Annotated in this window: 18 protein-coding genes and 1 tRNA gene; 10 read left to right on the forward strand and 9 right to left on the reverse strand. The window is 67.4% G+C overall.

The window, feature by feature from the left end; translation table 11 throughout:
• Window positions 1-5: 5 nt before the first annotated feature.
• Complete coding sequence (locus EV137_RS22905) at window positions 6-905, forward strand: GIY-YIG nuclease family protein (RefSeq protein WP_166679975.1); 900 nt, start codon at window positions 6-8, stop codon at window positions 903-905.
• Between the two features lie 19 nt (window positions 906-924).
• Window positions 925-1,557 (forward strand): SecDF P1 head subdomain-containing protein, encoded by a 633-nt coding sequence (locus EV137_RS22910; RefSeq protein ID WP_134130669.1) that lies wholly within the window; start codon window positions 925-927, stop codon window positions 1,555-1,557.
• 2 nt (window positions 1,558-1,559) lie between these two features.
• On the opposite strand, the gene EV137_RS22915 is transcribed toward EV137_RS22910, so the two are convergent.
• From EV137_RS22915 to EV137_RS22925, 3 genes are all read right to left on the reverse strand, one after another.
• Complete coding sequence (locus EV137_RS22915) at window positions 1,560-2,300, reverse strand: TrmH family RNA methyltransferase (RefSeq protein ID WP_134130670.1); 741 nt, start codon at window positions 2,298-2,300, stop codon at window positions 1,560-1,562.
• A 4-nt stretch (window positions 2,301-2,304) separates the two neighbouring features.
• Complete coding sequence (locus EV137_RS22920; protein WP_134003469.1) at window positions 2,305-2,601, reverse strand: DUF4287 domain-containing protein; 297 nt, start codon at window positions 2,599-2,601, stop codon at window positions 2,305-2,307.
• Window positions 2,602-2,671: 70 nt separating this feature from the next.
• Window positions 2,672-4,048, reverse strand: a complete 1,377-nt coding sequence (locus tag EV137_RS22925; RefSeq protein ID WP_134130671.1) for a pyridoxal phosphate-dependent decarboxylase family protein — start codon at window positions 4,046-4,048, stop codon at window positions 2,672-2,674.
• Window positions 4,049-4,085: 37 nt separating this feature from the next.
• Here EV137_RS22925 and EV137_RS22930 point away from each other — a divergent pair, with 37 nt between their 5' ends.
• Window positions 4,086-5,267: an MFS transporter gene (locus EV137_RS22930; RefSeq protein ID WP_134130672.1), complete on the forward strand. Its 1,182-nt coding sequence runs from the start codon at window positions 4,086-4,088 to the stop codon at window positions 5,265-5,267.
• Here EV137_RS22930 and EV137_RS22935 read toward each other — a convergent pair.
• The gene (locus tag EV137_RS22935) at window positions 5,197-6,348 is read right to left on the reverse strand and encodes an MFS transporter (RefSeq protein WP_238175497.1); all 1,152 of its coding nucleotides are present in this window, start codon (window positions 6,346-6,348) and stop codon (window positions 5,197-5,199) included. The genes EV137_RS22930 and EV137_RS22935 overlap by 71 nt on opposite strands.
• A gap of 84 nt (window positions 6,349-6,432) precedes the next feature.
• On the opposite strand from EV137_RS22935, the gene EV137_RS22940 reads away from it, so the two are divergent.
• The 5 genes from EV137_RS22940 (at window position 6,433) to EV137_RS40700 (ending at window position 9,271) form a co-directional block, all read left to right on the forward strand.
• Window positions 6,433-6,505: transfer RNA gene (locus tag EV137_RS22940), tRNA-Thr, on the forward strand.
• A 378-nt stretch (window positions 6,506-6,883) separates the two neighbouring features.
• Window positions 6,884-7,024, forward strand: a complete 141-nt coding sequence (locus EV137_RS40695) for a helix-turn-helix domain-containing protein (protein WP_166679976.1) — start codon at window positions 6,884-6,886, stop codon at window positions 7,022-7,024.
• Window positions 7,025-7,215: 191 nt separating this feature from the next.
• On the forward strand, window positions 7,216-8,121 hold the full coding sequence (locus EV137_RS22945) for an aminoglycoside phosphotransferase family protein (RefSeq protein WP_134130673.1): 906 nt from the start codon (window positions 7,216-7,218) through the stop codon (window positions 8,119-8,121).
• A 131-nt stretch (window positions 8,122-8,252) separates the two neighbouring features.
• Window positions 8,253-8,891: a P-loop nucleotide/nucleoside kinase family protein gene (locus EV137_RS22950; RefSeq protein WP_134130674.1), complete on the forward strand. Its 639-nt coding sequence runs from the start codon at window positions 8,253-8,255 to the stop codon at window positions 8,889-8,891.
• A gap of 212 nt (window positions 8,892-9,103) precedes the next feature.
• The gene (locus tag EV137_RS40700) at window positions 9,104-9,271 is read left to right on the forward strand and encodes a hypothetical protein (protein WP_166679977.1); all 168 of its coding nucleotides are present in this window, start codon (window positions 9,104-9,106) and stop codon (window positions 9,269-9,271) included.
• A 763-nt stretch (window positions 9,272-10,034) separates the two neighbouring features.
• On the opposite strand, the gene EV137_RS22955 is transcribed toward EV137_RS40700, so the two are convergent.
• Window positions 10,035-10,877, reverse strand: coding sequence for an alpha/beta fold hydrolase (locus EV137_RS22955; RefSeq protein WP_134130675.1), 843 nt, complete (start codon window positions 10,875-10,877; stop codon window positions 10,035-10,037).
• Window positions 10,878-11,291: 414 nt separating this feature from the next.
• Between EV137_RS22955 and EV137_RS22960 the strand changes: the two genes are divergently transcribed.
• Window positions 11,292-12,284, forward strand: coding sequence for an AraC-like ligand-binding domain-containing protein (locus tag EV137_RS22960; RefSeq protein WP_134130676.1), 993 nt, complete (start codon window positions 11,292-11,294; stop codon window positions 12,282-12,284).
• A gap of 482 nt (window positions 12,285-12,766) precedes the next feature.
• Here EV137_RS22960 and EV137_RS22965 read toward each other — a convergent pair whose 3' ends face one another.
• Window positions 12,767-13,111 carry a hypothetical protein gene (locus EV137_RS22965; protein ID WP_134003517.1) on the reverse strand — a complete coding sequence of 115 codons (345 nt, stop codon included), beginning with the start codon at window positions 13,109-13,111 and terminating at the stop codon, window positions 12,767-12,769.
• Window positions 13,112-13,594: 483 nt separating this feature from the next.
• A complete protein-coding gene (locus EV137_RS22970) occupies window positions 13,595-13,942 on the reverse strand; it encodes a hypothetical protein (protein ID WP_134003518.1) in 348 nt (115 codons plus the stop codon).
• A gap of 165 nt (window positions 13,943-14,107) precedes the next feature.
• On the opposite strand from EV137_RS22970, the gene EV137_RS22975 reads away from it, so the two are divergent.
• The gene (locus EV137_RS22975) at window positions 14,108-18,388 is read left to right on the forward strand and encodes an nSTAND1 domain-containing NTPase (RefSeq protein WP_134130677.1); all 4,281 of its coding nucleotides are present in this window, start codon (window positions 14,108-14,110) and stop codon (window positions 18,386-18,388) included.
• Between the two features lie 161 nt (window positions 18,389-18,549).
• Here EV137_RS22975 and EV137_RS22980 read toward each other — a convergent pair whose 3' ends face one another.
• Both EV137_RS22980 and EV137_RS22985 read right to left on the reverse strand, forming a co-directional pair.
• A complete protein-coding gene (locus tag EV137_RS22980) occupies window positions 18,550-21,282 on the reverse strand; it encodes a PKD domain-containing protein (protein ID WP_134130678.1) in 2,733 nt (910 codons plus the stop codon).
• A gap of 1,075 nt (window positions 21,283-22,357) precedes the next feature.
• A complete protein-coding gene (locus tag EV137_RS22985) occupies window positions 22,358-23,143 on the reverse strand; it encodes an SDR family oxidoreductase (protein WP_134003524.1) in 786 nt (261 codons plus the stop codon).
• Window positions 23,144-23,272 lie beyond the last annotated feature (129 nt).

Consider the following 23,272-nt stretch of genomic DNA (forward strand, 5'->3'; position numbering starts at 1 on the left):
GGCTGATGATCCGTAGCATCCGGGAGTTGCCGGCCGGGCCGGGTGTCTATCGGTTCCGCGATGACACCGGGAAGATTCTGTACATCGGCCGCGCCCGAAATCTGCGGCGGCGCGTGCAGTCGTACTGGGTGAATCTCGGCGACCGGCCGCATCTGCAGGCGATGGTACGGCGGATCGCCCGGGTGGAAGGTGTTTGGTGCGATTCCGAACACGAAGCGGCGTGGCTCGAACGCAATCTGCTCGAACACTCCAAGCCGCGCTGGAACCGTACCGAGGGCGGCGCGGAGGTCGTCGGCTACATCCGGCTCGCCGACGGATCCAAGCCAGGCTTGCGTTTCGAGCACATGGTCAGCGGTAGCGGGCCGCATTTCGGGCCGTACCTCGGTGGGTTGCGGATCCGGCAGGCGATCTCGGGGCTGCATCGGGTGCTGCCGTTGCAGTACACCGTGGCGGGTGACGGTTCGGCGGAGGAGTTCGGTCGGTTGTTCGGCATCGGGCCCGCGGATCGGGAAGCGTTGGCGCGTACGGCGATCGCCGTACTTCTGAAGGAACCAACCGCGGTCGAGGCGTTACGGAGCGAGCTGGTACGACGACGTGACCGGGCTGCGGGTGAATTGCGGTACGAGTTCGCGGCGAAGGTGCAGGGGGAACTCGAGGCGCTCGAGTGGATCTGTTCCGAGCAGAAGGTTGCCTGGATGGAGCCGCGGGACGCGGACGTGTACGGGTGGGCGGACGGCGTACTCGTGCGGTTCGAGCTGAGGAGCGGGCGGATGTGCACCTGGACGCAGCGCGCGGTGGGCGAGGCGACAGCGCGAGAGCGAGTGGCGGCGACGCCTGCGTTGTGGCAGCCGTTCGCCCGGCGCAACGCCGAGCTCGCCGCACGACTGCTCAAGGTGACTTCCTGATTACCTAGCATGGTGTCCCATGACGCAGCCGCCTGGTCCGCAAGGTCAGCCTTATCCGCCGGGGCCACCGCCGTACGCGCCGATTCCCCCCAAGCGATCGAAGGGGCCGCTGCTCATCGTCGGCGGTCTTGTCCTGTTTCTCGTCGTACTGATCGTCACCGGCCTCGTCCTGTTCGTGAACCGCGGCGAAGACAAACCGGTCAGCCACGAGTCCACTCCGCCGGCCCGGACCAAACCGTCCGATCCGAAGGCGGTCGAGTTCCGCCGTGTGCTCAGCTCGAAGCCCGGCCACTGCGCGACCCCGTCGCCGGCCGGTACGGCGTGTGACGACCAGGGCAACGTCTACACGCTGGGCAAGGTCGAGCTCGACGGCAGCAACGTGTCCGAGGTGAAGGCCGGATTCGACCCGGCGCAGGGCACCTCCTGGTACGTGAACCTCACCCTCGATCCGGAAGGCACCAAGCTCTTCGGTGAACTGACCGCCAGCATCGCCAAGCAGGAGCCTCCGGCCAATCTGCTGGCGATCGTCGTCCACGGCGAGGTGGCCGCGGCGCCGGCCGTGCAGTCCGCGATCACCGGCGGCGAGGTCCAGATCTCCGGCGGCTACACCCGCGACACCGCCGAAGCCCTTGCCAAGAAGATCACTGGCTAGCCTCAGCGGTTGGTGACTTCGAAGGCGACCACTGCCGCGGCGACGGCGACGTTCAGCGACTCGACGCCGGAGTGCAGCGGGATCTGCAGGTCGGAGTCGGTCGCGACCGTGATCCCGTTGGTCTCGCCGCCGAGCACGTACACCGCGCGCGGTGCGAGCTCGGTCTTGAACAGCGAGTCCTGCGAGCGCGCCGCCAACCCGTACACGTGGTACCCGGCGGTCCGCAGTACGTCGACCGCTGCCTTCGCCGTCGACGTGTTCACGATCGGCGCCTGGAACGCGACGCCCGCCGACGCCTTGATCACGAGCGGCCCGACGTGCGGCGTACCGGCCCGGGGGAGGATCACACCGTCGAACCCGGCGCCGGTCGCGGTCCGCAGAATCATTCCGACGTTTCCGGGATTGGTCACCCCGTCGAGCAGGAAAACGTTGGTCGGCCGTTTTCCGCGGGCCCGCACGAACTCCTCCAGCGGCGTCATCCGGGGCGCGTCCACGTCCGCGACCACGCCCTGGTCGTGCTTACCGTTCCCGGCCAGCCACTTCACCCGGCTGGCGGTCGCCCGCTCGACCGGCGTCCCGTACCGCTCCGCCGCGCGCAGGATCTCCTGCATCGAGTTGCCGGTCGCGTTGTCGGCGAGCACGACCTTCGCCACCGACAGGCTCGGATCGTGCAGCGCCTCCAGCACAGGCTTGCGCCCGTAGACCGTGATCCACTTGTCGCGGGGCGATTTCTTCGAATCCACCCGCCTACCGTAGCGCCGGGTTCGTCGCCTTACCGTCCAGCCAGAGCATGTTGCTCGGGTCCGAGTGCGTGCCCGTGGTGCCGACGTGCTTGTCGCCGATCTGCGCGCCGTTCTTGATCACGTGCACCAGCGCCATCCCGTGGCCGCGGCCGAGCTCGTAGTCCGCCTTCAGCCAGTCGAGGATCGTGCCGGCCTTCACGTCCGCGGCGCCGTACCCGCGCTGATGAGCCTCGTCGACCAGCTCCCGCGGGGTCTTTCCGGTCTTTTCCTCGATCTTGTCCAAGTACGCCTGGAACGACATCGTTTTCCTCCTCGGGTGGTGGTCGTACACCCCTGCGTCGGGCGAACACCGCGGAAATCGACACCAACAATCAGGAAACTTTCCGCAACACCGCGAGCACAGAGTCCGCCGAGAGGTCGATGTCGGCCGGCCCGGTGGTCCAGTTGGAGACCGAGATGCGCATCGCGGCCCGGCCCTGCCAGGTGGTGCCCGACATCCAGCAGGTGCCCTCGTCCTGGACCTCGGAGACCACCCGCCGGGTGACCGCGTCGTCGTCCCCGAAGCGGACCAGGACCTGGTTGAGGACCACGTCGTTCAGCACCTGCACGTCGTTGGCCGCGAGGATGCCCGCGAACCGCTGCGCCATCGCGTGGCAGCGGTCGACGATCTCGGCAATCCCGGTGCGACCGAGCGCCCGAATCGCGGCGTACACCGGGATGCCCCGAGCTCGTCGCGAGAACTCCGGGTTGAAGTCGAGCGAGTCGCGTTCGCCGTCCTCGTCCTGGATCAGGTAGGCGGCGCGGATCGACATCGCCGCGCGATGGGCGTCGGGGTGCGCGCACAGGACGAGGCCGGAGTCGTACGGCACGTTGAGCCACTTGTGCGCGTCGCTCGCCCACGAGTCGGCCAGTTCGATCCCGTCGACGAGCACGCGCAGTTGCGAGCTGACCGCCGCCCAGAGGCCGAAGGCGCCATCGACGTGCACCCAGGCCTGGTGTGCGTGCGCCAGGTCGCAGACCTCGGTGATTGGGTCAGATGCCCCTGTGTTCACGTTGCCGACCTGCGCACAGACAATCTGTGGGCCATCGTCGTTCAGCGCGTTGGCGAGGGCGTCTGGGCGCATCCGGCCTTGGCTGTCGACCGCGATCGGCACGATGCAGCTCGTCCCCAGCCCCAGGAAGCGCAGCGCCCGGTCGATCGTGTCGTGCCGCTCCGCCCCGGCCAGCACGCGGATCGGGGGAGCGCCGATCAGGCCGTCGCGTTCGACGTCCCACCCGGCTCGCCGCAGTACCTCGTGCCGCGCGGCCGCCAACCCGGTGAAGTTCGCCATCTGCGCGCCGGTCACGAAACCCACCGACGTACCGCGCGGCAGCCCGAAGAGCTCGACCAGCCAGCCCGCGGTGATGTCCTCGACCACGGCGGCCGCCGGTGATGCGGCGTACAGACCGGCGTTCTGGTCCCACGTCGTCGTGAGCCAGTCCGCGGCGAGCGACGCCGGCGTGGCACCGCCGAACACGAATCCGAAGAACCGGCCGCTCCCGCTCGGCAGCAGCCCGTGCTCGACCCCCTCCGCGAGCCGCGCGACCACTTCCCGCGGATCCGTCGGCCCACTCGGCAGCGGTCCACCGAGCGTCTCGTGAAGCTCCTCGGCACTCACCCGAGGACCGACCCGCCGCTCCGGAAGCCCCTCCAGGTACGCCGTCGCGCGGTCATATGCCTCTTTGAGCGGCCCCTCCCAATCAACCATGCCTCTTTTCTACGCCTAGGGGCCGTAAAGTGCGCCCATGCAAATCCGGAGCCGATGGTCGGCGATCGTCGGCTACTCCCTGGTCGGCGCGGCGACCCAGCTGGTCTGGCTGAACTTCGCGGGCGTCACCACCGTCGCCGCCTCCCGGTACGGCGTGTCCGAGAGCGCGATCGGTTGGCTCGCCCAGGTCTTCCCGCTGCTGTACGTCGTACTCGCGATCCCATGCGGTCTCGCCCTGGACCGCTGGTTCCGGGGCGGGCTGCTCGCAGGCGCCGTACTGACTGCTGTCGGCGCCGTGGCGCGGCTGATCGGTGCTGACTTCGGCTGGCTGCTCGCGGGTCAGATCCTCGCGTCGATCGCGCAGCCGCTGGTCCTGAACGCCGTCACCGGCATCACCGGCCGGTACCTGGAGGAGAAGGACCGGCCCACCGGTATCGCGATCGGCACCGCCAGCATCTTCGCCGGCATGGTGATCGCCTTCCTGCTCTCCGCTGTCTTCACGACGTCCTCGTCCATCCCCGCCATGCTGACCGTCAGCGCCATCTTCTGCGTCCTGGCGGCGATCGTCCTGGCGGCTGCCCTCCGCGGCCCCGTCGAATCCCACACCACCGCAGCTCGACGCCCCGACCGTGGTGCGTTGGCGGCCGCCTGGGGCGACCCATTGATCCGCCGCCTGTGCGTGCTCGCGATCTTCCCGTTCGGCGTTTTCGTTGCCATGAGCACCTTCGCGCAGGCGCTCCTCGAACCAGCCGGTGTCAGCGGCGGCACCGCAAGCACGATCCTCCTGCTGCAGGTCATCGCCGGCGTCGTCGGCAGCGCCACCATCCCGATCCTCGTCGTACGCCGCCGCGCAGAATCCGGCCTCCTCGTCGTCAGCCTCGCCGTCACCGCCGCAGCCTGCGTACTACTCGCCCTCGCCCCAGGGGCAGTCACTGGCTTCGTGGCGATCACCGTGATCGGCCTGCTCCTTCTCCCGGCGTTGCCGATCGTGCTCGAGCTCGTCGAGCGCCGTACCGGAGAAGCCGAAGGGACCGCCGCCGGACTGATCTGGATGGCCGGCAATCTCGGCGGCCTGGTCGTCGCGGTCGTTGTCGGCCTGCTGGTCGATCACCCGTTGGCGGCGTTCCTGGTGATGGCTGTGATCGCGCTCATCGCCGTACCGGGCGCTCGCGCTCTTCGTCGCCCGATCGCCGAACTCCGATCGCAGTCGCAACCGTAGCGATCAACCCGCCGGCGCCGGCGACGACAAACGTCGTACGGGCGTCTGTGTGCTGGAGGAGCAGCCCGCCGCACACGTACGAGATTCCGGCCGCGAGACCGATCGCGCCGTACAGATTGCCGAAGACACGGCTGCGCAGGTGCGGCGGTACGATGCGTTGCAGGTGGGTGTTGACGCCGACGTCGACGCCCGCGATCCCGAGGCCGCGAATCACCTGCAGCGCGAGCGCCGCCCAGATCGCCCAGGCCAGCCCGGTGACCAGGTTGCCGAGGCTGCTGACGGCGAACCCGAGGAGTATGAGGGCCGGCATCTTCAGGCGGCCCGCGTACCGCGCCAGGATCGCGAATCCGACGATCAGCCCGATGCCCACCCCGGCGTACAACGTCGCCGACGCCGAATCGCTCCCGTGCAACTCGTCCTTCGCGAGGAACACCATCGCTACGTCGTCCACCCCGTTGAACGCGACCGTGGCGAAGAACCCGATCCCGATGACGCGGATCTGAGCTGTTGTGAGGATGTAGCCCAGCCCGTCACGCGCGTCCTTGAACACACTGTTCAGAGTCGGCTCGGACGGTGGGATCTTCGGCAGCCTGGCGAGCAGGCCCGCCGAAATGAAGAATGTCGCCGCGTCGATCAGCAGGATGCCGCGTACGTCGGTGAGCAGGAACAACCCCGCCGCGATGATCGGACCGACCGCCTCCAGCCCGTTCGTCCCTGCGCCGAGCGCCGAGTTGGCCGCCTCGAGCTGCTCGTCCCGCACCAACGCCGGCATCGCACTCCGCGAAGCCGCCTGAAACACCTGCGCCGTGACGCTCCTGACCGCCACCATCACCAGCAGCACCGTGAGCGGCGGCAGGACGAGGGCCATTGCGACCGTCAGCACGCCCTGGACGACGTCGCAAGCCACCATCACCCGCTTTAGATCGAACCGATCGCCCACCACCCCCGCGAACGCCCCGAACAACCCCGGCACAAAGTCCCCCGCCAACAGGAGAAGCGCCACCGCGATCGCGGCCCCCGTCGACGCCTGCACATACAACAGCAACGCGACAAGCCCCAGCGAGTCCCCCAAGAAGGACACCGCGCGAGCCCGCCACAACGCCCGAAACGCCCCCGACCCCCGCAGCACTCCCCACACAATCCTCTAGTATGTATCCGCACACCGGCCGGTGTGGCGCAACTGGCAGCGCACCGCTCTTGTAAAGCGGGGGTTAGGGGTTCGAGTCCCCTCACCGGCTCTCTGACTGGGAAGATAAGTGGTCGCTTATTTCTCTGGCTGACCACCGACCCCACGCTGCACCGCTCGATCGGCTCCTTCATCCGCTGGATGGTCACTCGGCGGCTGACCGGCCAGCTCACCATCCTCACCAGACGGCCCGGTTTACCGTCCCCGTTCCTCGGTGACTAGGAGCACTACGACCAGCTGAAACGATGCCTCAACGATCAAGAACTTCCACTCGAAGTACCGATCACCGGCGCACTGATCGGGCTCTACGCCATTCCCATCTCCCGCCTCGTCGAGCTGACCACCGACCGCTTCCACCGTGACGGAGGAAGCTCCTACCTCACCATCGAACGCAATCCCGTCCTGCTGCCGCCTAAGCTCGCACACCGCCATGCTCGACGCAGCGACCGAGCTCCCGCCCGTCGTGATCAGCGACCTGTTCGGAATCTCACCCAGGACCGCCTACGACTGGGCCCGCTACGCACAAGACAGCTGGGCCGACGACCTTGTCGCCTGCCAGGACACTGAATAGCCAGCATTCACCAGAGGTTTGGCCGGCTGTGGACTGGCCGAGCTCGGCTCCCGACTTCCCCGAAATTGGCATGAACGGATGACGGGGAAGCACGCGATTGCTTAGTCCTAATTGGCTGGCGCCGCTCGCATCTTGGTTTGTAGGGTGTTCGTTCCGCTGCGCGGTCCACAGACCTTGCGAAAGGCGTCGACGTGAACGACGGCAGGCTTGGCAACATCGAGGCCATCGTCCCGGCGTCCCTGGCGGACCGGATCCGCTCGTATCACTCCGCCGGCTCAGCATGGCTGCAGGATCTGCCGGACCTGATCGCAAGCTGTGTGACCCAGTGGGATCTCACGTTGCTGCCAGCGTTCGAGCCGGGTGGCGATTCGAGCTGGACGGCGCCGGTGAAGCGGAGTGGCGGAGACCTGGCGGTACTCCAAATTACGGTTCCGCTGCCGGTCCACCACGATCACATCCTTGCCCTGCAGGCATGGTCAGGGCGAGGCGCGGTGCGGCTTTTCGCCCACAACCCAGCGATCCGGGCCACCTTGATGGAGTGCTGCGTCCCGGGTATCGACGCAGCGGATCTGTCGCCGGACGAGGCCGATGACGTCGCCGTCAAGGTCCTATCGCAACTGTGGGCGGTCACTCCTCCGGCTTCGGGGCTTGAACCCCTCACCGCGGCCGCCGTGCAGCGTGCGCGAGTCATGGAAGCTCGTGCCGACCAGTTTGGTGACGTTGTTGATCCAGGGCCGTTCCGCGAAGCAGCCCAGATGTTCACCTCGCTGCCTGCATCATCGGCTCGTACTGTCCTGCTCCACGGCGACTTCCATCGCCGCAATGTCCTTCTGTCGGGACGAGGCTGGCTGGCCATCGACCCCTCGTCGATGGCCGGCGACCCGTCGTTCGACGTCGCGATGTTCCTCCAGCACGACATGCACAACCCCGCCATGACCACACGCGTCGACGCACTGGCCGACCGGCTCGGGCTCGAACGCCAACGCACGAGGGCATGGCTGTTCGCTCTAGCAACCCAAGCGGCATCCTGGCACCTGTCCATCGGAGACAGGCCGACGCACGACGCATACAGCCGCGCTGCGTCCACGCTGCTGTGATACCGACTCGCTGGAGTTGCCGTCAGGCCGCACTCACCGCGGACGACTCGTAATGAGCAGTCGCCCGTGGATGTAGACCGCGATGACCAAATCAGTGGCTCGGACTGCCTTCGGCTGCCAGGGTTGGTCGGATGCTGCTGATACTGACTGGTTCGAGTTGCTCGGGTAAGACGACGCTGGCGCGCGCGTTGGGCGACCGGGTGCCGGGCGTGGTTATCCATGATCACGACGAGATCGGCGTACCAGAGGATGCGGACACGCAGTGGCGAAATCGGACGACAGAACAGTGGATCCGCCAAGCCTTGGAGCATCAAGACCGTGGGCTGGATGTTGTCTTGACCGGGCAGTCCCCGCTCGGTGAGGTCTTGGCCTCGCCCTCAGCGCCTCAGCTCGATGGCATCGCGGTGTGCCTCGTGCACGTCGCCGACGAGGAGCGACGGCGGCGCCTCGACCGACGAGACGACGGTCGCTGGCCACCCGCAGTCCTCGACTCTTTCGTCGGTTGGGGTGCCTGGCACCGTGGGCACGCTGAAGACCCCCGCTACCGGCCTGACGTGATCATTGACGGTAGCTGGGCGGAGATGGCCTGGGATCGATGGTCGACGTGGACCAAGGAAGATCGCCGTTGGGACACCTACTTACTCGACACCACGGGACGATCCATCGCTGAATCTGTCGACGACCTTGAGCACTGGGTCATGGGTCAGCGCGCAGCCCATCGATCCGGACAGCTCGCGCTCTCCAAAGGCTGGGTTGACGTCGAACCCTGATCCGAGCGGGTGCTGTCGTTGCCAACAGGCTCGCCCAACTGCGCCACGGATCGGCCGGACACGGATCACACCCCTAGGAATAGCGCAGACTTCAAGTATGGACACTCCACCAGTCCATCGGTTCTGCCCGCTCCGCGCCGCGCCGCTGCCGGTGGCAAGCCCGCGGATTGTTGTGTGGCCGCGTTGGACGGGCTGGCGCAGCTGGAGCAGCGATGAGTCCCGCGCGTCGTCGGACTGAGATCAAGCAGGTGCGGATCCCGGCCGACCTGGCCGGGCCGGTCGAGGTTGCGCTGGCGAGATCGGTCGACCAGATCCCCGGCCCGCGGGCGATGCCGGGCGGATCACGGTATGAGGTGAAGTTGGACGGCTACCTTCACTGAGCTCGTCAAGCATGCAGGTTGCGAGAGTGGCCTTATGCGCTTTTGTGGAGTGGAGTCGTTAGATCGGCGGCTTTCGCAGAGAGTGTTCCGGGGGATTCTTAGGTGCGCCGGACTGTCTTGATTGGGGAGCGGGAAGGGAACGGGCCGCTGCCGTAGATGTTGATTTCCTCGATGGTGCCGTCGGTATTGCGGATGATGTGGCGGGCTTGGGCCCAGCTCGGGCCGCGGCGAGCTCATCGCCGCGTTCCTCGAGCTGCCGGCGCAGCGCGAGGAGTTGTTGCGCGCGGTCGGCGAGTGCCTGCTGGAGGCTGCGGATGTCGTCGGGTGCGCCCAGCCCACTGTGGAGAAAGAGGTCCTCGCCAAGGCTCTCTGACAGCCGGTTTTCCAGGGTCCGGACGTGCTGCTGCAGGGCGAGTCGTCACGAGCGGATGAGGATCGACCACGAGCTCGCCGGCTACTAGGAGATGTCGATCTGCCGTGGTACCGCGGCCCGTTCCCCGTTCACGTCCTCGGGCACTGAGGAAGCTGACTTGGACCAGCGGCAATGAGCACAGGTCCGGGGGAATAGCGCAGGTTTCGATATGGCCTACTCCCAGCGCACCGGCCGGACCTACGACCGGACGACCTCCCGACCCTGCCGGACAGCCTCAGCTGACCACCTCGTCGATGTCTCGTGTGATGTCTCACGACATCGGTGACAGTTCTGCATCAGGACATCGGTGGCCCTCGATGTGTCATCGTCGGTGACGATTCGCTTGGTCGGTCAGCTGGTGGCACCGGCGGCGTCGATGATCACGCCGGTGACCGCGTCCGGGTCGGAGATCATCGACAGGTGCGGCGCGTCGACCATGGTGATGTGCGCGCCGGCGCGCTGCGCCATGATTTGCTGCCCCGCCGGTGGCAACACCTTGTCCGCCGTACCGATGAGGTCCCAGGACGGGATGGTCTTCCACGCCGGAACACCAGCGAGGGTCTCACTGAGCGTGCTGGCGGTCAGTGGCCGCTGGGTGGCGGCTAGGACGGCGGCCTGCTTGGTAGGGATACCACCGGCGAAGAGGCCTGCGAACTGATTCGGCTTGATGTAGACGTCGGCGTTGACGACGTTTCCGCCAGCGTCGTGGATCGGCACCGTGACGATCGAGCTGTTCGGGTCCAGTTCGGAGCCGGGCACTGCGGCGGCCAGCGAGCCTACGCTGTCGCCTTGGTCGGGGATGAAGGCATCCACGTAGACGAGGGCCTTGACGTTCGGGTTGCCTGTGGCAGCGCTGGTAGTCACCATGCCGCCGTAGGAGTGCCCGACGAGCACGACCGGGCCAGGGATTGTGGCCAGCAGATCACGCACGTACTGCGCGTCGCTTGCGAGGCCGCGCAACGGATTTGCCACGACATCGGCGGTGTACCCGGCGCTCTGCAGCTTTGAGGTGACGGCAGACCAGCTCGAGCCGTCGGCCCACGCGCCGTGCACGAGCACGATCGTCGGTTTGACCTTCGCGTCGTCCTGCGTGGTTTGCGCGCTACTGACCGTGGCGCTACCGACGCCCAGCGCGAGCACGCCGGCGGTGAGAGCCGCGACGGCCAGGGGCAGTGACTTCTTCGATGTACGCATTGCAGGTCCTTTGCAGGGGTTCGTTGTCCGCTCAGCGGGCTCGCCGGGCGGGGGTTTCAGCGGCGGCGCCGAGCTTGGACTGGAGCTTCGGCAGCGCGCGCCGTGAACAGCTCGGCGTGCGTCCAGAAGGGGCGTGTGGGCCGCCCGTCGAGGACACCGTCGGTGGTGTCGGAATCGACGCTAGGGTCAGACGGAGTGGCCGGCCCCGTTGCGCGCGTTATCCTGCACACCGTGCAGAGACCTGTGCACGAATGGTCGACCTACGGTCAGACCCCTGCGCGGTAGGCACTCCAGTGATCGATCTCTGCGAGCGCGCAGGGCCCGCGAGTATCATTCTCAGCGAGCCGGCGCCGCCTGTCGCGCCCGGTCCGCACGCCCCTGAGCCCGCGGCCCGCGAGTACGGAGGACTACGCCGTGATCCAGATTGTCGACTCGCGCACGATTGCGGCCGGCATGCGGGCCGAGTCCATGCATGCAGTGGCCGCCAGGATCATTCCGGTGGAGCTGGATTTCCCGGAGCCGGGCCCTGTCGTACGAGGGAGGCTAGCCGACCTTGGTGGGCTGCGGATCTCCTCGATCCGATCCAATGTCACCAAGGTTGAGCGCACCCCGATCCTGGCGCGCGACGATCTGGCACCCAGCCTGATGCTCGGTCTGCAAGTCAGCGGATCCAGCCTCGTCGTTCAAGATGGCCGCGAAGCCGTTGTGCGCCCCGGGGACCTTGTGGTGTACAGCTCGACATCTCCATACACACTGGTCGACTCCGAGGGTTACCGACAACACCAGTTCCGCATGCCGTTGGAGAGGCTGGCCCCGCCGAGGGATGTCGTGCGGCAGGTGACGGCGACGCGGCTCAGTCCTGGGCATCCGGTTGCAGACCTGGCCGCAGGCTACTTCCGGCACCTCGCCGATCGGCCGGGAGCGTTCGCCGACGCCGGGGCCGACGCGGTCAGCCAGTCGTCCATGGAACTCATCCGGGCAGTGATCAGCACGCATCTCGACGTCACCTCGGCGGCGACCAAGGCATCATTGGAGGCCACGTTGCAGCTGCGGATCTTGGAGTACGTGCGTGCGCACCTGGGTGATCCGAGCCTCAACGCCGCTCGAATCGCTGCCGAACACCACATCTCCCGCCGCCAGTTATACAACGTCCTCGCCGCGGGCGGCATCTCGCTCGGTGACTGGATCCGCAATCAGCGGCTGGAGGGATGCCGAGACGACCTCGGCAGTGGCCTGTCACAGCGCGTCACCATCGCCTCCGTGGCCCAACGCTGGGGATTTCGCGACCCATCGAGCTTCGGGCGCCTCTTCCGCGCCGAGTACGGGCTCTCACCACGGCAGTGGCGTCAGACCGCGACCAAGGCGCAACCTGCCCTGGCGAGCGACCCCACTCCAGCACGTCTGTGAGGATCGTCAACTGAGGCAGCCCCAACGCTGCAACCCAGTTGTAGAACATAAGTTCGATTAATGTCATGATGAGTTAATGGTGGGACGCTTCAATGTCCGGCCCGGTGAAAGCGGGGACGGCGACTGGCTGGTTTGGGACAACGCAGGTCCACGGTGCCGAGCGCCCCGGCGTCCACCAGACCGCTGAATGCAGCCGCGGCTTCGGAGCCGATCTCGGCCTGGATATGGAGGGCCTCACTGGCCGTCGACGAATGGGCGAAGCACATGGCGACTCCTCGAGCGATGTCTGGGTCCTTGACCTCCACGGTGGCCCTGGCCGGGTCCGGTTCGCGCCCGTGGTTGTCCCGGGCAGACCCTGGCCCGTGGGTTGCTCGCCGCCTGTGTCCTCGAAGGGATGCGCGCGGGCGCCGAGCATGCAGCCGGCGAAGAAGGCGAATAGCAGCGGCCACAGCGCGAGCCACGCGGCTCGGTCGGCAGCCCGATCAGCCTGCCGCAACCCGTCCCACCGTGAGACCGACCGTTGACGCCACGATGTTGTCGGCCATCACCGGTGTGGACGGCGTGCTCAGGTGGAGCGACGCGTTCTGACAGGCCATCGCGGCCCCAGCCAGTACGGCGATCAGGACCTCGCCGCCCGAGCCAGGCCAAGATGTGCTGCGGAGCGTCGCAGCGGCGGTCGCGGTGAGAAAGGCGAACTGCAGCCAAGGAACATGCCGGCCCAGTCTTACGGCGCCCGACGTGAGCCATCGACCGCGACCGTGAGTGCCGCCGTCACCCCGATGAACACCACCTGCAAGCACCGTGGACGAGCGGACCGGTCGATGCACGCAATGTCTGCTGCGAGCACGACGACGTTGCCGGTGACATGCGCAGTGAAGAGGCCCTTCAACAGAACGAACGACGCTCCCGGAGTACCAGAACGAGACACCCTGGGACGCCGTACAGGTCGCGCGACCGGGCCGCTGGCCCTGGCGCCAGTCCTCGGTACGGCGATGACGCGGCCGTCGTCGTTGCGTCGGGACCTGGACCGGAAGGTTGCCGCGGGCTACGCCTGGGAAGACGCGGCACCCGCCCATCTGGATTCCACTCGTCTCTCAGCTGACCTGTCCGGCGAGGATCGGACCCAGTACCTGGACCGGAGGTATGCCGCCGGGCCAGGCCCGTAGGGCGCGTACGCTGCGTAGCCGCACCAGGTAAGTCGGACGCCTGCCAATTTGAGCTCTAATGGATCAGGGCCTTGGCAGCGGGTCGGCGCTCGGGCGACGGCCTCGTCGCAGCCCGAGAGCACGGATCGCGTTACGTTGCTGTTATCAGGCCGGATGGGCTGTCGAGTGGTCGCGGCGGCGCTGGATGCCGAGGGTGATCCCTAGGCCTACGCCACCCAGCGCGATGGCGCCCAGTGCACCGAGCGCGGCTGAACTCACGTCGACGGCGGGTTCGGGCTGCGCGGCCTCGGGTGTGGGCATGAGCGGGTGATCCAGTCCGACGTGCACGTCACCTGGCTCGGGTGAGACGTACACGTCACCTGGCTCGGGTGAATATTGCGCCATCGCCGGCGCGGCGGTTGTCATGAGGGCGAGGCTGATTGCGGCGCCTGCCGCCAACTGGGCGAGCCGGGTGGTCATGGACTGCTTCGTGGTGCGTGCGGCGTTGGTCATGGCTTCCTCTCCTCTGTCGGCGGGATCTTCGTGATCGACGATCCAGATGCGCCTCGAGGTGTTGGCACTGTTGTCGCGCGCGCCGGTATCGGATCGGCGCAGAGCGGTATCAGCGTGGTATCAGTCGCCTTGACGGGTGCCTGAGAGTGGTGGACTGTCGAAAACGTGGTGATCGCCGTACTCGGCCCACTAACCATCGAGGGGGAGTGGAGGAACCTCGCACGACGCGATCGCGTCGTCCTGGCCGCACTCGCGGTGCATCCGGGAGAGGTTGTCAGCGCTGGGGTGCTCGCTGACGCGCTGTGGGGAGAACGACCGCCCGCCTCGGCGGTCAAGGTGATCCAGGGTTGTGTGGTCCGGCTTCGGAAGTTGCTCGGCAGCCATTCGATCGAGACGTCACCGGACGGTTACCGGTTGACCATCCCGCACGACCAGATCGACAGTCAGCGCTTCGAGCGTGCGGTCGGACGGGCTGGTGCGCTGCTGGCGGTCGGCGAGGCAGAACGTGCGGCGGTCGTGCTGGCCGACGTACTGACGCTCTGGCGCGGTAGGCCGTTCGAGGAGATCGCGGAGTGGGACAGCGCCCGGATCGAGCTGGCCCGGCTGACTGAACTGCGGCAGTTCGCGCAGGAGTTGTACATCGAGTCCGCGCTGCGGTCCGGCGGCCATGACGGGGTCTTGAGCCAGGCCAAGGCGTTGACCGCGGAGGCGCCGCTGCGCGAGCGGAGATGGGCCCTGCTCGCGACGGCGCAGTACCAGGCCGGCCGGCAGGGAGAGGCGCTGGAGACTCTGCGACGGCTGCGTGTGGTCCTCGACGACGAACTCGGGCTCGACCCGAGTCCGGCGATCGACGCGCTCGAGCAGGCGATCCTGCGCCAGGATCGGGCGCTGTCGAGTCCGAGCGCCCTGCCGGAACCGAGCGCGGCCTGTCCCTACCAGGGGCTGAGTCCGTACGACGTGGACGACGCCGAACTGTTCTTCGGCCGCGACACCGAGGTCGCTGCCGGATTGCGGAAGTTGTCCGATCACTCGATCCTCGCTGTGGCCGGTCCGTCCGGCTGTGGCAAGTCCTCACTGATCAGAGCAGGTGTGGCCGCAGCGTTGCGTGCCGACGGCGGCCATATCGTTGCGATCACACCGGGGCTCCATCCGATGAAGGCGCTCACTGCCGCGCTGCCGGGCGTTGGGCCACGGCCGACTCTGGTCGTCGATCAGTGCGAGGAGGTCTTCTCGCTGTGTCAGGACGAAGGGGAGCGGCGGGCGTTCTTGTCCCGGTTGACCGAGCAAGCCACGGATGCGGCCCTGATCCTGGCGTTCCGAGCCGACGGGCTGGCAGACATTTCTTCCTATCCGGGCTTTGCCCATGCCGTGGAAGAAGGGCTGCACCTGCTCACTGGTATGTCCGAAGCAGAGCTCCGAGCCGCGATCACCGAGCCCGCGCGACTCGCCTCCCTGATCGTCGAACCTGGACTGGTTGACCTGCTGGTGGCTGAGGCTGCGGGTCGGCCGGGTGCTTTGCCGCTGCTGTCGCACGCCCTGGCCGAGACCTGGCAACGCCGGGAAGGCCGGACCCTGACTGTCGCTGGCTATCGCGCTTCTGGTGGCATCCAGGGCGCAGTGGCACAGTCGGCGGAGCAGGTCTATGCACAGCTCACCCCCGGGCAACGGCCTATGCTCAAGGCATTGCTGTTGCGTCTTGTGGCGTCCGGGCCTGACAGACAGCCCGTGCGCAGCCGGTTGCCGCGGCGTTCGGTCGTCACCGGCCCGGAGTCGGATCAGCTCGTGAACCGGCTGATCAGCGCTCGCCTGGTGACCAGCGACGACGGCGTCGTCGAACTGGCGCACGAGGCGCTCGCGCGGGCCTGGCCCCGGCTGCGCGGCTGGCTCGACGACGACCTTGAAGGCCAGCAACTCCTCCATCACCTCACCCAGGTAGCCGACTCCTGGGATTCCCTGGGGCGTCCGGACAGCGAGCTGTACCGCGGCGTCCGCCTCGCGAAGGTATGGCAGTGGCGCGACCAGGCGGCACCCGACCTGACCGCTACGGAACAAGATTTCCTCTCTGCGAGCAGACAGCTCGCTGATGCGGAGTTGCGTGCGGCCGAGAACCGGGCCAGGCACGAAGCGAGGATCAACCGGCGGCTGCGTGCCGCGCTCGCCCTGGCCGCCACCCTGCTGGTCGGTGCCTTGATCGCCGGTGTCCTGGCGGTCGGCCAGGCACAGCGAGCCGATCGCCAGGCGGCTGCCGCGGAACAGTCCGCGACGATCGCCGCGGCCGGCCGGGCCGGTGCGAAGGCCGTCGTACAAAGCGACATCGACACCTCACTCCTCCTCGCGGTGGCCGCGGTCCGGATGAACCCGTCGCCCGAGTCGCGAGCGAACCTGCTCGCAGCGCTCGCGAAACACCCGCAGCTGATCAGCTCCCTCGAGACCGAACGGGTGGATTCCTACGGTCTGGAGGTCAGCGCGGATGGACACCAGGCATTCATCTACACCGCGACGAACCATGTACTCAGCTACGACCTGACCACCGGAAACGCCATCGCGTCGTACGAGCCGCCGAACCGCTCGGGTGGAGCACGTCACCTGGACCTCCTGGGCCCGATGGCACGCAGCCCTGGTGGTCGGGAGCTCGCGGTCGGCACGCCGCCACCAACCACAGAACCAGTCCTGTTGCTCGATCCCACGACGCTCCAGCCGACCGGCCAGCGACTGCCGGGCTTCACCAAGACGCCTGCTCGTGCGACGCACGTCGGGTACAGCCACGACGGACGCTCACTCGTAGCGATGATCCAGTACTACGGCAACGGCGCGACCAGCGACTTCAGCGCCGGTGCAGTGTTCGTCTGGACCATCACTCCTGGCGCTTCGCCCGCTTTGCGAAAGGTCGTGCCACTACCCGCGGGAGCTGTTCAGGATGTCGTACTCAGTCCGGCCGGCGATCGGTTCTATCTGACGAAGCCGGTGGCCGCCTACGAAGTTGCCACCGGCAAGCAGCTCTGGTCGAGGGCCGATCTTGCCTTCGTCGACGCCGACGTCAGTCCCGACGGGAAGTCACTCGCGCTCGCGTGGGAGGCCAAGGACACCTCCAGCGCTGAGTACAGCGATGTGCTGGTGCTCGACGCGTCGACGGGAGCAACTGTGCATCGCTTGAGCAAACACACGAGCGAACTCCGTCATGTGCGGTTCTCCCACGCCGGCACGTGGTTGGTCTCGACCGGAGCCGACAATCGCGCCGTGGTGTGGGACACCGCGAGCGGAAGTCCGTTGGAGGAGATGCCGATCTTCGACGGTGACACTCTGACGGCGGCGTTCAGCCCGGATGACGACACGCTCTACACCTCGGGGGGCGATGGTGCCATCCGGAGCTGGGATCTGCCAGGGCGACATCGCTACCTCAGCTGGACGCGGAGGGCGCAGAACTTCCAGTCCGGATGTCGCGTCATAGCTCCCGGCGGGCGCCGCTACTTCCGGCTTCTCGACTACGATGCGGGCTACTTGGACCCAGGTGATCCCGTCGGAGGCTTTGTCGACAGCACCACCGGAAAGGTCGTCCCCTTCGATGCAAGCCAGATCGGCGTCTCGACACGATCCTGCGGCACCTGGCACCCGGATGGAGCCCGGTTCGCCATGGGCGATTCGAACGGGAAGGTCTTTGTCGAGGATGCCCGGACCGGTCGCTTGCTGGCCAACCGGAAGGTGACCGCCTCCAGTGTGCTGGATCTCGACTACAGCGGACTGGACGGCAGCCGCCTGGTCGTTGGTGACGAGTCCGGCCTCGCCAGGATGCTGGATGGAGCCACCCTCCGCGATCTCAGCAAGCCCGTTCAGGTTGGTGGTCCTGTCGCCTTCCTGTCGGCGAGCCCGGACAATCGGTCCGCCTTCGTGGTGATCGGAGGCCGCCACATCTCCGACCGGCTTGACGTTGACTCCAATCGTTGGGCGTTGGTCGACTTGACGGCCGGCCGGGTGGTCCGGCGTGGGAGCTTCTCGATGAGCGTCCCGAGCCTCGTCGCGTTCGCCCCGGACGGGACGCGGGTGGCCGTCGGCAGTGAGAAGGGAGAGGTGCTGGTCGTGGATCCAGCGACCGGCAAGGACATCGCGGCACCGCAGCTCGTCCATCAAGGCTTTGTCAACGGCATCGCCTTCTCGCCCGACAGTTCGCTGCTGGTCTCGGCCGGCTTCGATGCCGGGGTGAGTCTCTTCGACGGCAAGACCGCGGCGTTGCTGGGCTCAATCGCGACGCCCCACCAGCAAATGGTCACCGCCGATTTCCTGCCAGACGGCCACACTATCGCGATCGCCGCGTACGACGAGGGTGTCTATCACTGGGACACCCGGCTGGAGCACGCCGTCGACACCGCCTGCCGGATGACTGGGCGCGATCTGACCGCAGCGGAGTGGCGGGAGAACTTCGGCGATCGGCCCTATAGGACGACCTGCTAAAAGGGCGCCGCCGCTTGGCCGTCCGCCAGCGGACCCGCCGCGCACGAAGGATTCGTCCCGGCTCGCTCATCGCTGGCTTTCCTCGCACGGTCGGTCGGGCGTGGAGCCCGGACCGTGCGCTTCGTCGATGGAACGAACCGAGACGGATCCCTGGTCGTGCGTCAGTTGGGCTGGGTGCCCGTCACCGTGACCTCGGCCAGACTGATCACACCGGCGCTGGTGGCCGGCGACTGCACCTTGACGTAGCGGGCCACGGTGTTGGTCGGCAGACTGGTGACCGCCCCCGGCGTCGCCCCGAGGTTCAGCTTGGTCACCGTGGAGTCGGCCATCAGCTGGGCGTAGGTCCGGCCCGACATGCTGGCGGTGGAGAGGAACACCACCGCGTTGTTCAGCTTGTCGGCCGAGGCGTCGGTCCGGTTGTGCACCGTGACGTTGCCGACCCGGGAATTGGTCAGCAGGTCGACCTGCCACCACGGCTGCGAACTGGACGCCGTCCGGCTCACCGACCCGGCGGCGAAGACGCCGTTGGTGTTCCCATCCACGGCCCGGGCGGCGGTGCCGACGTCGGTCGACGACTGCGTGGCCGGCCGGTTGGTGGACAGGTTCACTGCGCCGGTGGTGCCGCCGACCTGCACCTCGGCCAGGTTCAGCGTGGTGAAGATGCTCGACAGCTGCACCCGCACGTACCGGCCGGTGGCGTTGCCCGCGTTCAGGGTCAGGCTGTTGGTGGTGGACGAGAACGCCGAGAACGACATCTCCTTCACCGAGTCGTCGGCCTGCAGCGAGGACATCGACCGGCCGGTCATGTCGGTCGAGGAGATGAACACCGAGCCGCTGCCCATCCGGTTCGAGTCGGTCCGGCTCCACACCGTGACCGTGGAGACGGCCGCCGCGGAACCGAGGTCGACCTGCCACCACGGCTGGATGGAGGTGTTGGTCTGGGTCACCGAGCCGCTCGCGAACACGCCGTTGGTGTTGCCGTCGACCGCCCGGGCCGCCACCGCGGTACCGCTGGTGCTCGACTGGGTGGCGGTCTTGCCCCGGGCCAGGTTCGGACTGGTGACGGTCACCGTGGTGGTCGACACCGCGCTGTCCACCTTGCCGTCCCGCACGACCAGGCTGAAGGTCAGCGTGGCCGGTGTGGCCGGGGCGGTGAAGGTCGGCTTCGCCGCCGTCGTACTGGACAGCGTTACCGCCGGTCCACCGGTCTGGGTCCACGCGTAGGTGAGGTCGTCGCCGTCGGCGTCGCGGCTGCCGGAGCCGTCCAGCGTCACCGTGATACCCGTGTTGACCGACTGCGCCGTACCGGCGTTCGCGACCGGCACCTGGTTGACCGGGGTGGTGGTCACCGTGGTGGTCGCCGCCGCGCTGTTGGCCTGGCCGTCCCGCACCACCAGGCTGAAGGTCAGCGTGGATGCCGAGGACGGGGCGGTGAAGGTCGGCTTCGCCGCCGTCGTACTGGACAGCGTCACCGCCGGTCCACCGGTCTGGGTCCACGCGTAGGTGAGGTCGTCGCCGTCGGCGTCGGTGCCGGACCCGTTCAGAGTCACGGTCGTACCAACCACGACCGACTGCGGCGCACCGGCGTTCGCCACCGGGAGGCGGTTGCTCGACTCCGACAGCGGCCGTGGGGTGCAGTTGCTCATCGAGACCGTGAAGGGCTCGAGGTCGTTGTTCGTCTCGATCATGGCGCCGTCCTCGGAGCCGCTGAGCGAGATGGTGTGCGCCTGACCGGCGTACACGAGCGTCTCCCGCCACACGTCCGTACCGCGCTCCCACTCGATGATCAGGGCCCGGCCAGTGACCACGCGGACGGTGCACCCGTCGGCCCAGGCACCCATGTACGGGTAGAGCGGAACGCCCGACTCCGAGTAGACGGTGCGCGCGTTGTAGCCGGCGCGGCCGTTGCCCTGGTAGGCCGTGCCGACCGGCCAGGTGATCACGCCGCCGTACCAGTCACCGGGATCCTCGCCGGTTCCGGCGTAGCGCCAGCGGGCGTTGACCCAGGAGACCGGGTCGCAGGTGGTGGGGTCGGTACAAGCGGGCGGCGGCGGCGGGCCCGGCTCGCCGGGCACGAAGGCGTACTCGAACGGCGAACCGCTCTGCACGCTGACGATGCTGCTGCTGCTCAGGGTGCTCGACACGGTGTAGCTGTCGCCGGTCTGCAGCGCGGCCAGCGACGAGTGCGAGCCGTCGGCCGGGCCCGCGTAAACCGTGGCGCTGCCGGACGTGACGGTGATCTTCCAGCCCGCCACCTTGGACACCGGGGCGTAGACGTCGTGGGAGACGGTGTAGCCGTAGCGGGCCCGGACCGGCTCGGCGGCGGCCGGCCAGACTGCCGTGTTGCTGGTGTCCGACGGGCCCCACGGGCACGGGCTGCTGGTGCAGTTCCAGGTGGCCAGCACGGAGCTGTCACCGGAGGCCGGCGGCGGGTCGGTCGGGGTGCCGGGGGTGATCGTGTACTCGAACGACCCACCGTCCTGCACGCTGACGATGCTGCTGCTGCTCAGGGTGCTCGACACGGTGTAGCTGTCGCCGGTCTGCAGCGCGGCCAGCGACGAGTGCGAGCCGTCGGCCGGGCCCGCGTAAACCGTGGCGCTGCCGGACGTGACGGTGATCTTCCAGCCCGCCACCTTGGACACCGGGGCGTAGACGTCGTGGGAGACGGTGTAGCCGTAGCGGGCCCGGACCGGCTCGGCCGCGGCCGGCCAGACTGCCGTGTTGCTGGTGTCCGACGGGCCCCACGGGCACGGGCTGCTGGTGCAGGACCACGTCGCCACAACGGAGGACGCAGGATCACCCTCGGCTGCCTGCGCGGGCGAGGCGGTGAGGCCTAGCACCATCACGACCGCAGTAGTGAGAACGAAAAATGCGGTCGCGAAGCGTTTCGACATGCCGGCCCCCGGATTATGACTCTCCCCTTGCGGCAAACCGTAGCTCAAGTCGCTCTCTGTCAACCGAAAAAGAAGCGAAAAGACGCGACGGCGAGCCATTTGTTATGGACTTCATCACGCTATGGAAAACTCCCATTACTCATTGATGAGAAATGGGGGGATCGCGAGGCTCGGTGCCGGTTTCGCTGAACGGCGCCGGTGCGCGCTCGAGCATCCGCCTGCAGGTGAGCCGAACGCTGTCACGCCGGCCGCAACGCACACTGTCGCCGCCAAAGCGGCACCGGATGAGATTGAGCCGACCGGATCGGCCACCACGATCGATCCATCGAACCCGTGACCGACGACGACAACGAACGGGTTGTCGCGGCGATCGATCGGATACCTCGATCGACTCCAAGACGGGCATTCATCCAGGCTGGCTTGTAAAGCGGGGGTTGGGGGTTCGAATCCCCTGACCGGCTCTCCGACCTGGGAAGATAAGTAGTCGCCTATGATCTTCGGAGCGGCTACTCAAGGTTTACTCGGCTGGCCTCCGCGGAGCACCCGTCGCCGCGCTGTTGCGTTGGGACCAGTCCTGAGGGAATCGCCGTCCCGGCGCTACTCGGTGGGCCGGGGCGCGCGAGACCCAGTTCTCGTGCTAGACCGCACTCGACGTGTCCCGGCTCGACCGAGCTGTACCCCGTGGCCGCTGACAGCGGCCCAATGGCTGCGCGGGTGATGTGACCGCTCCGATAGTGCAGACCGCCGCGAAGCGTGCGGGAGCGCCGCGACGCGCGGACGGTCGTAGCCGTGGAATTCGGCCATCTGCTGTCCTTGCGGACTGGACGGCGGCCCCACGCTGTTGGAGGGCTATACCTCCATAGGACAACCGGAACCAGCCACCGTCAACCTGCCATCGTTGTCATCCGGAGCGCGAAGGCTGACGTGAGGTATTCCGGGTACCGCTCAATGATTTGTTGCCTGAACCGCCTTGATCTGACCGCGGACCGTTGAATCGTCAATGGCCGGAGCGCCGGAGCGCCGCTCTGACAAGGACTCTGGCAAGGAACGGGCGATGCTTGCCGTAGGCGCCGCACTACGGCTTGCGCCAGTCGTCCGTGGTGAGGTGGCTGCCGGCCATCGGTCCCATTTGGAGCATTCCGCCGTCGACGACGATGCTGGCGCCGGTGAGGTACGACGCTTTGGGCGAGGAGAGGAACGCGATTGTCGCAGCGATCTCCCTGGCATGGCCTGGTCTGCCGAGGGGAACGCCGGGCCGGTGTTTGCGTCGTGGGTCTTCGTCGGTCTGCCCGGTCATCGGCGTAGCGATTTCTCCCGGGGCGACGGAGTTCGCGGTGATTCCATGTTCACCGAGTTCGATGGCCAAAGTCTTGATCAGCAGGCCCAGCCCGCCTTTCGCGGCGTCGTACGGCGCGGCACCGACACGCGGCTGATGTTCGTGGACGCTGGTGACCGCGATCAACCGGCCGCCGCGCCCGGCCGCGATCATCCGGCGCGCGGCGCGTTGCAGGCAGAGGAACGCGCCGTCGAGGTCGACACTGATGACCTTGCGCCACTCCTCGTAGTCGAGGTCGACGGCCAGTTTGCTGGTTCCGGTTCCGCTGTTGGCAACCAGGACGTCGACGCCACCCAGTTCGTCGGCGAGTTCGTCGATCACGTTGGCTGCGTCCGGCAGGTCCTCCAGATCGAGGCGAGCCACCGATGCCTGTCTTCCGAGCTCGCGGATCTCCGCCGCGGTCTCTTCGGCACCGGGCTGATCGGCGTGCCAGGTGACGCCGACATCGAAGCCGTCCTTGGCCAGTTCCACGGCTGTGGCACGGCCGATACCACTGTCAGATCCTGTGACGATCGCGTAGGGCATGCCCGGCCGGTTCCCTCGCGCGTCGGCGGGAAACAAGTCCGTGAACCGTGTTGTCAAAGGCAACTCTGATGCCGGTTGGTCAACGTCCTCGAGTGTCAGGGTGCGGTATCGCTGCGGCCCGTTTCGGAG

The sequence above is a fragment of the Kribbella pratensis genome, from assembly GCF_004366075.1.
Taxonomy (GTDB): Bacteria; Actinomycetota; Actinomycetes; order Propionibacteriales; family Kribbellaceae; genus Kribbella; species Kribbella pratensis.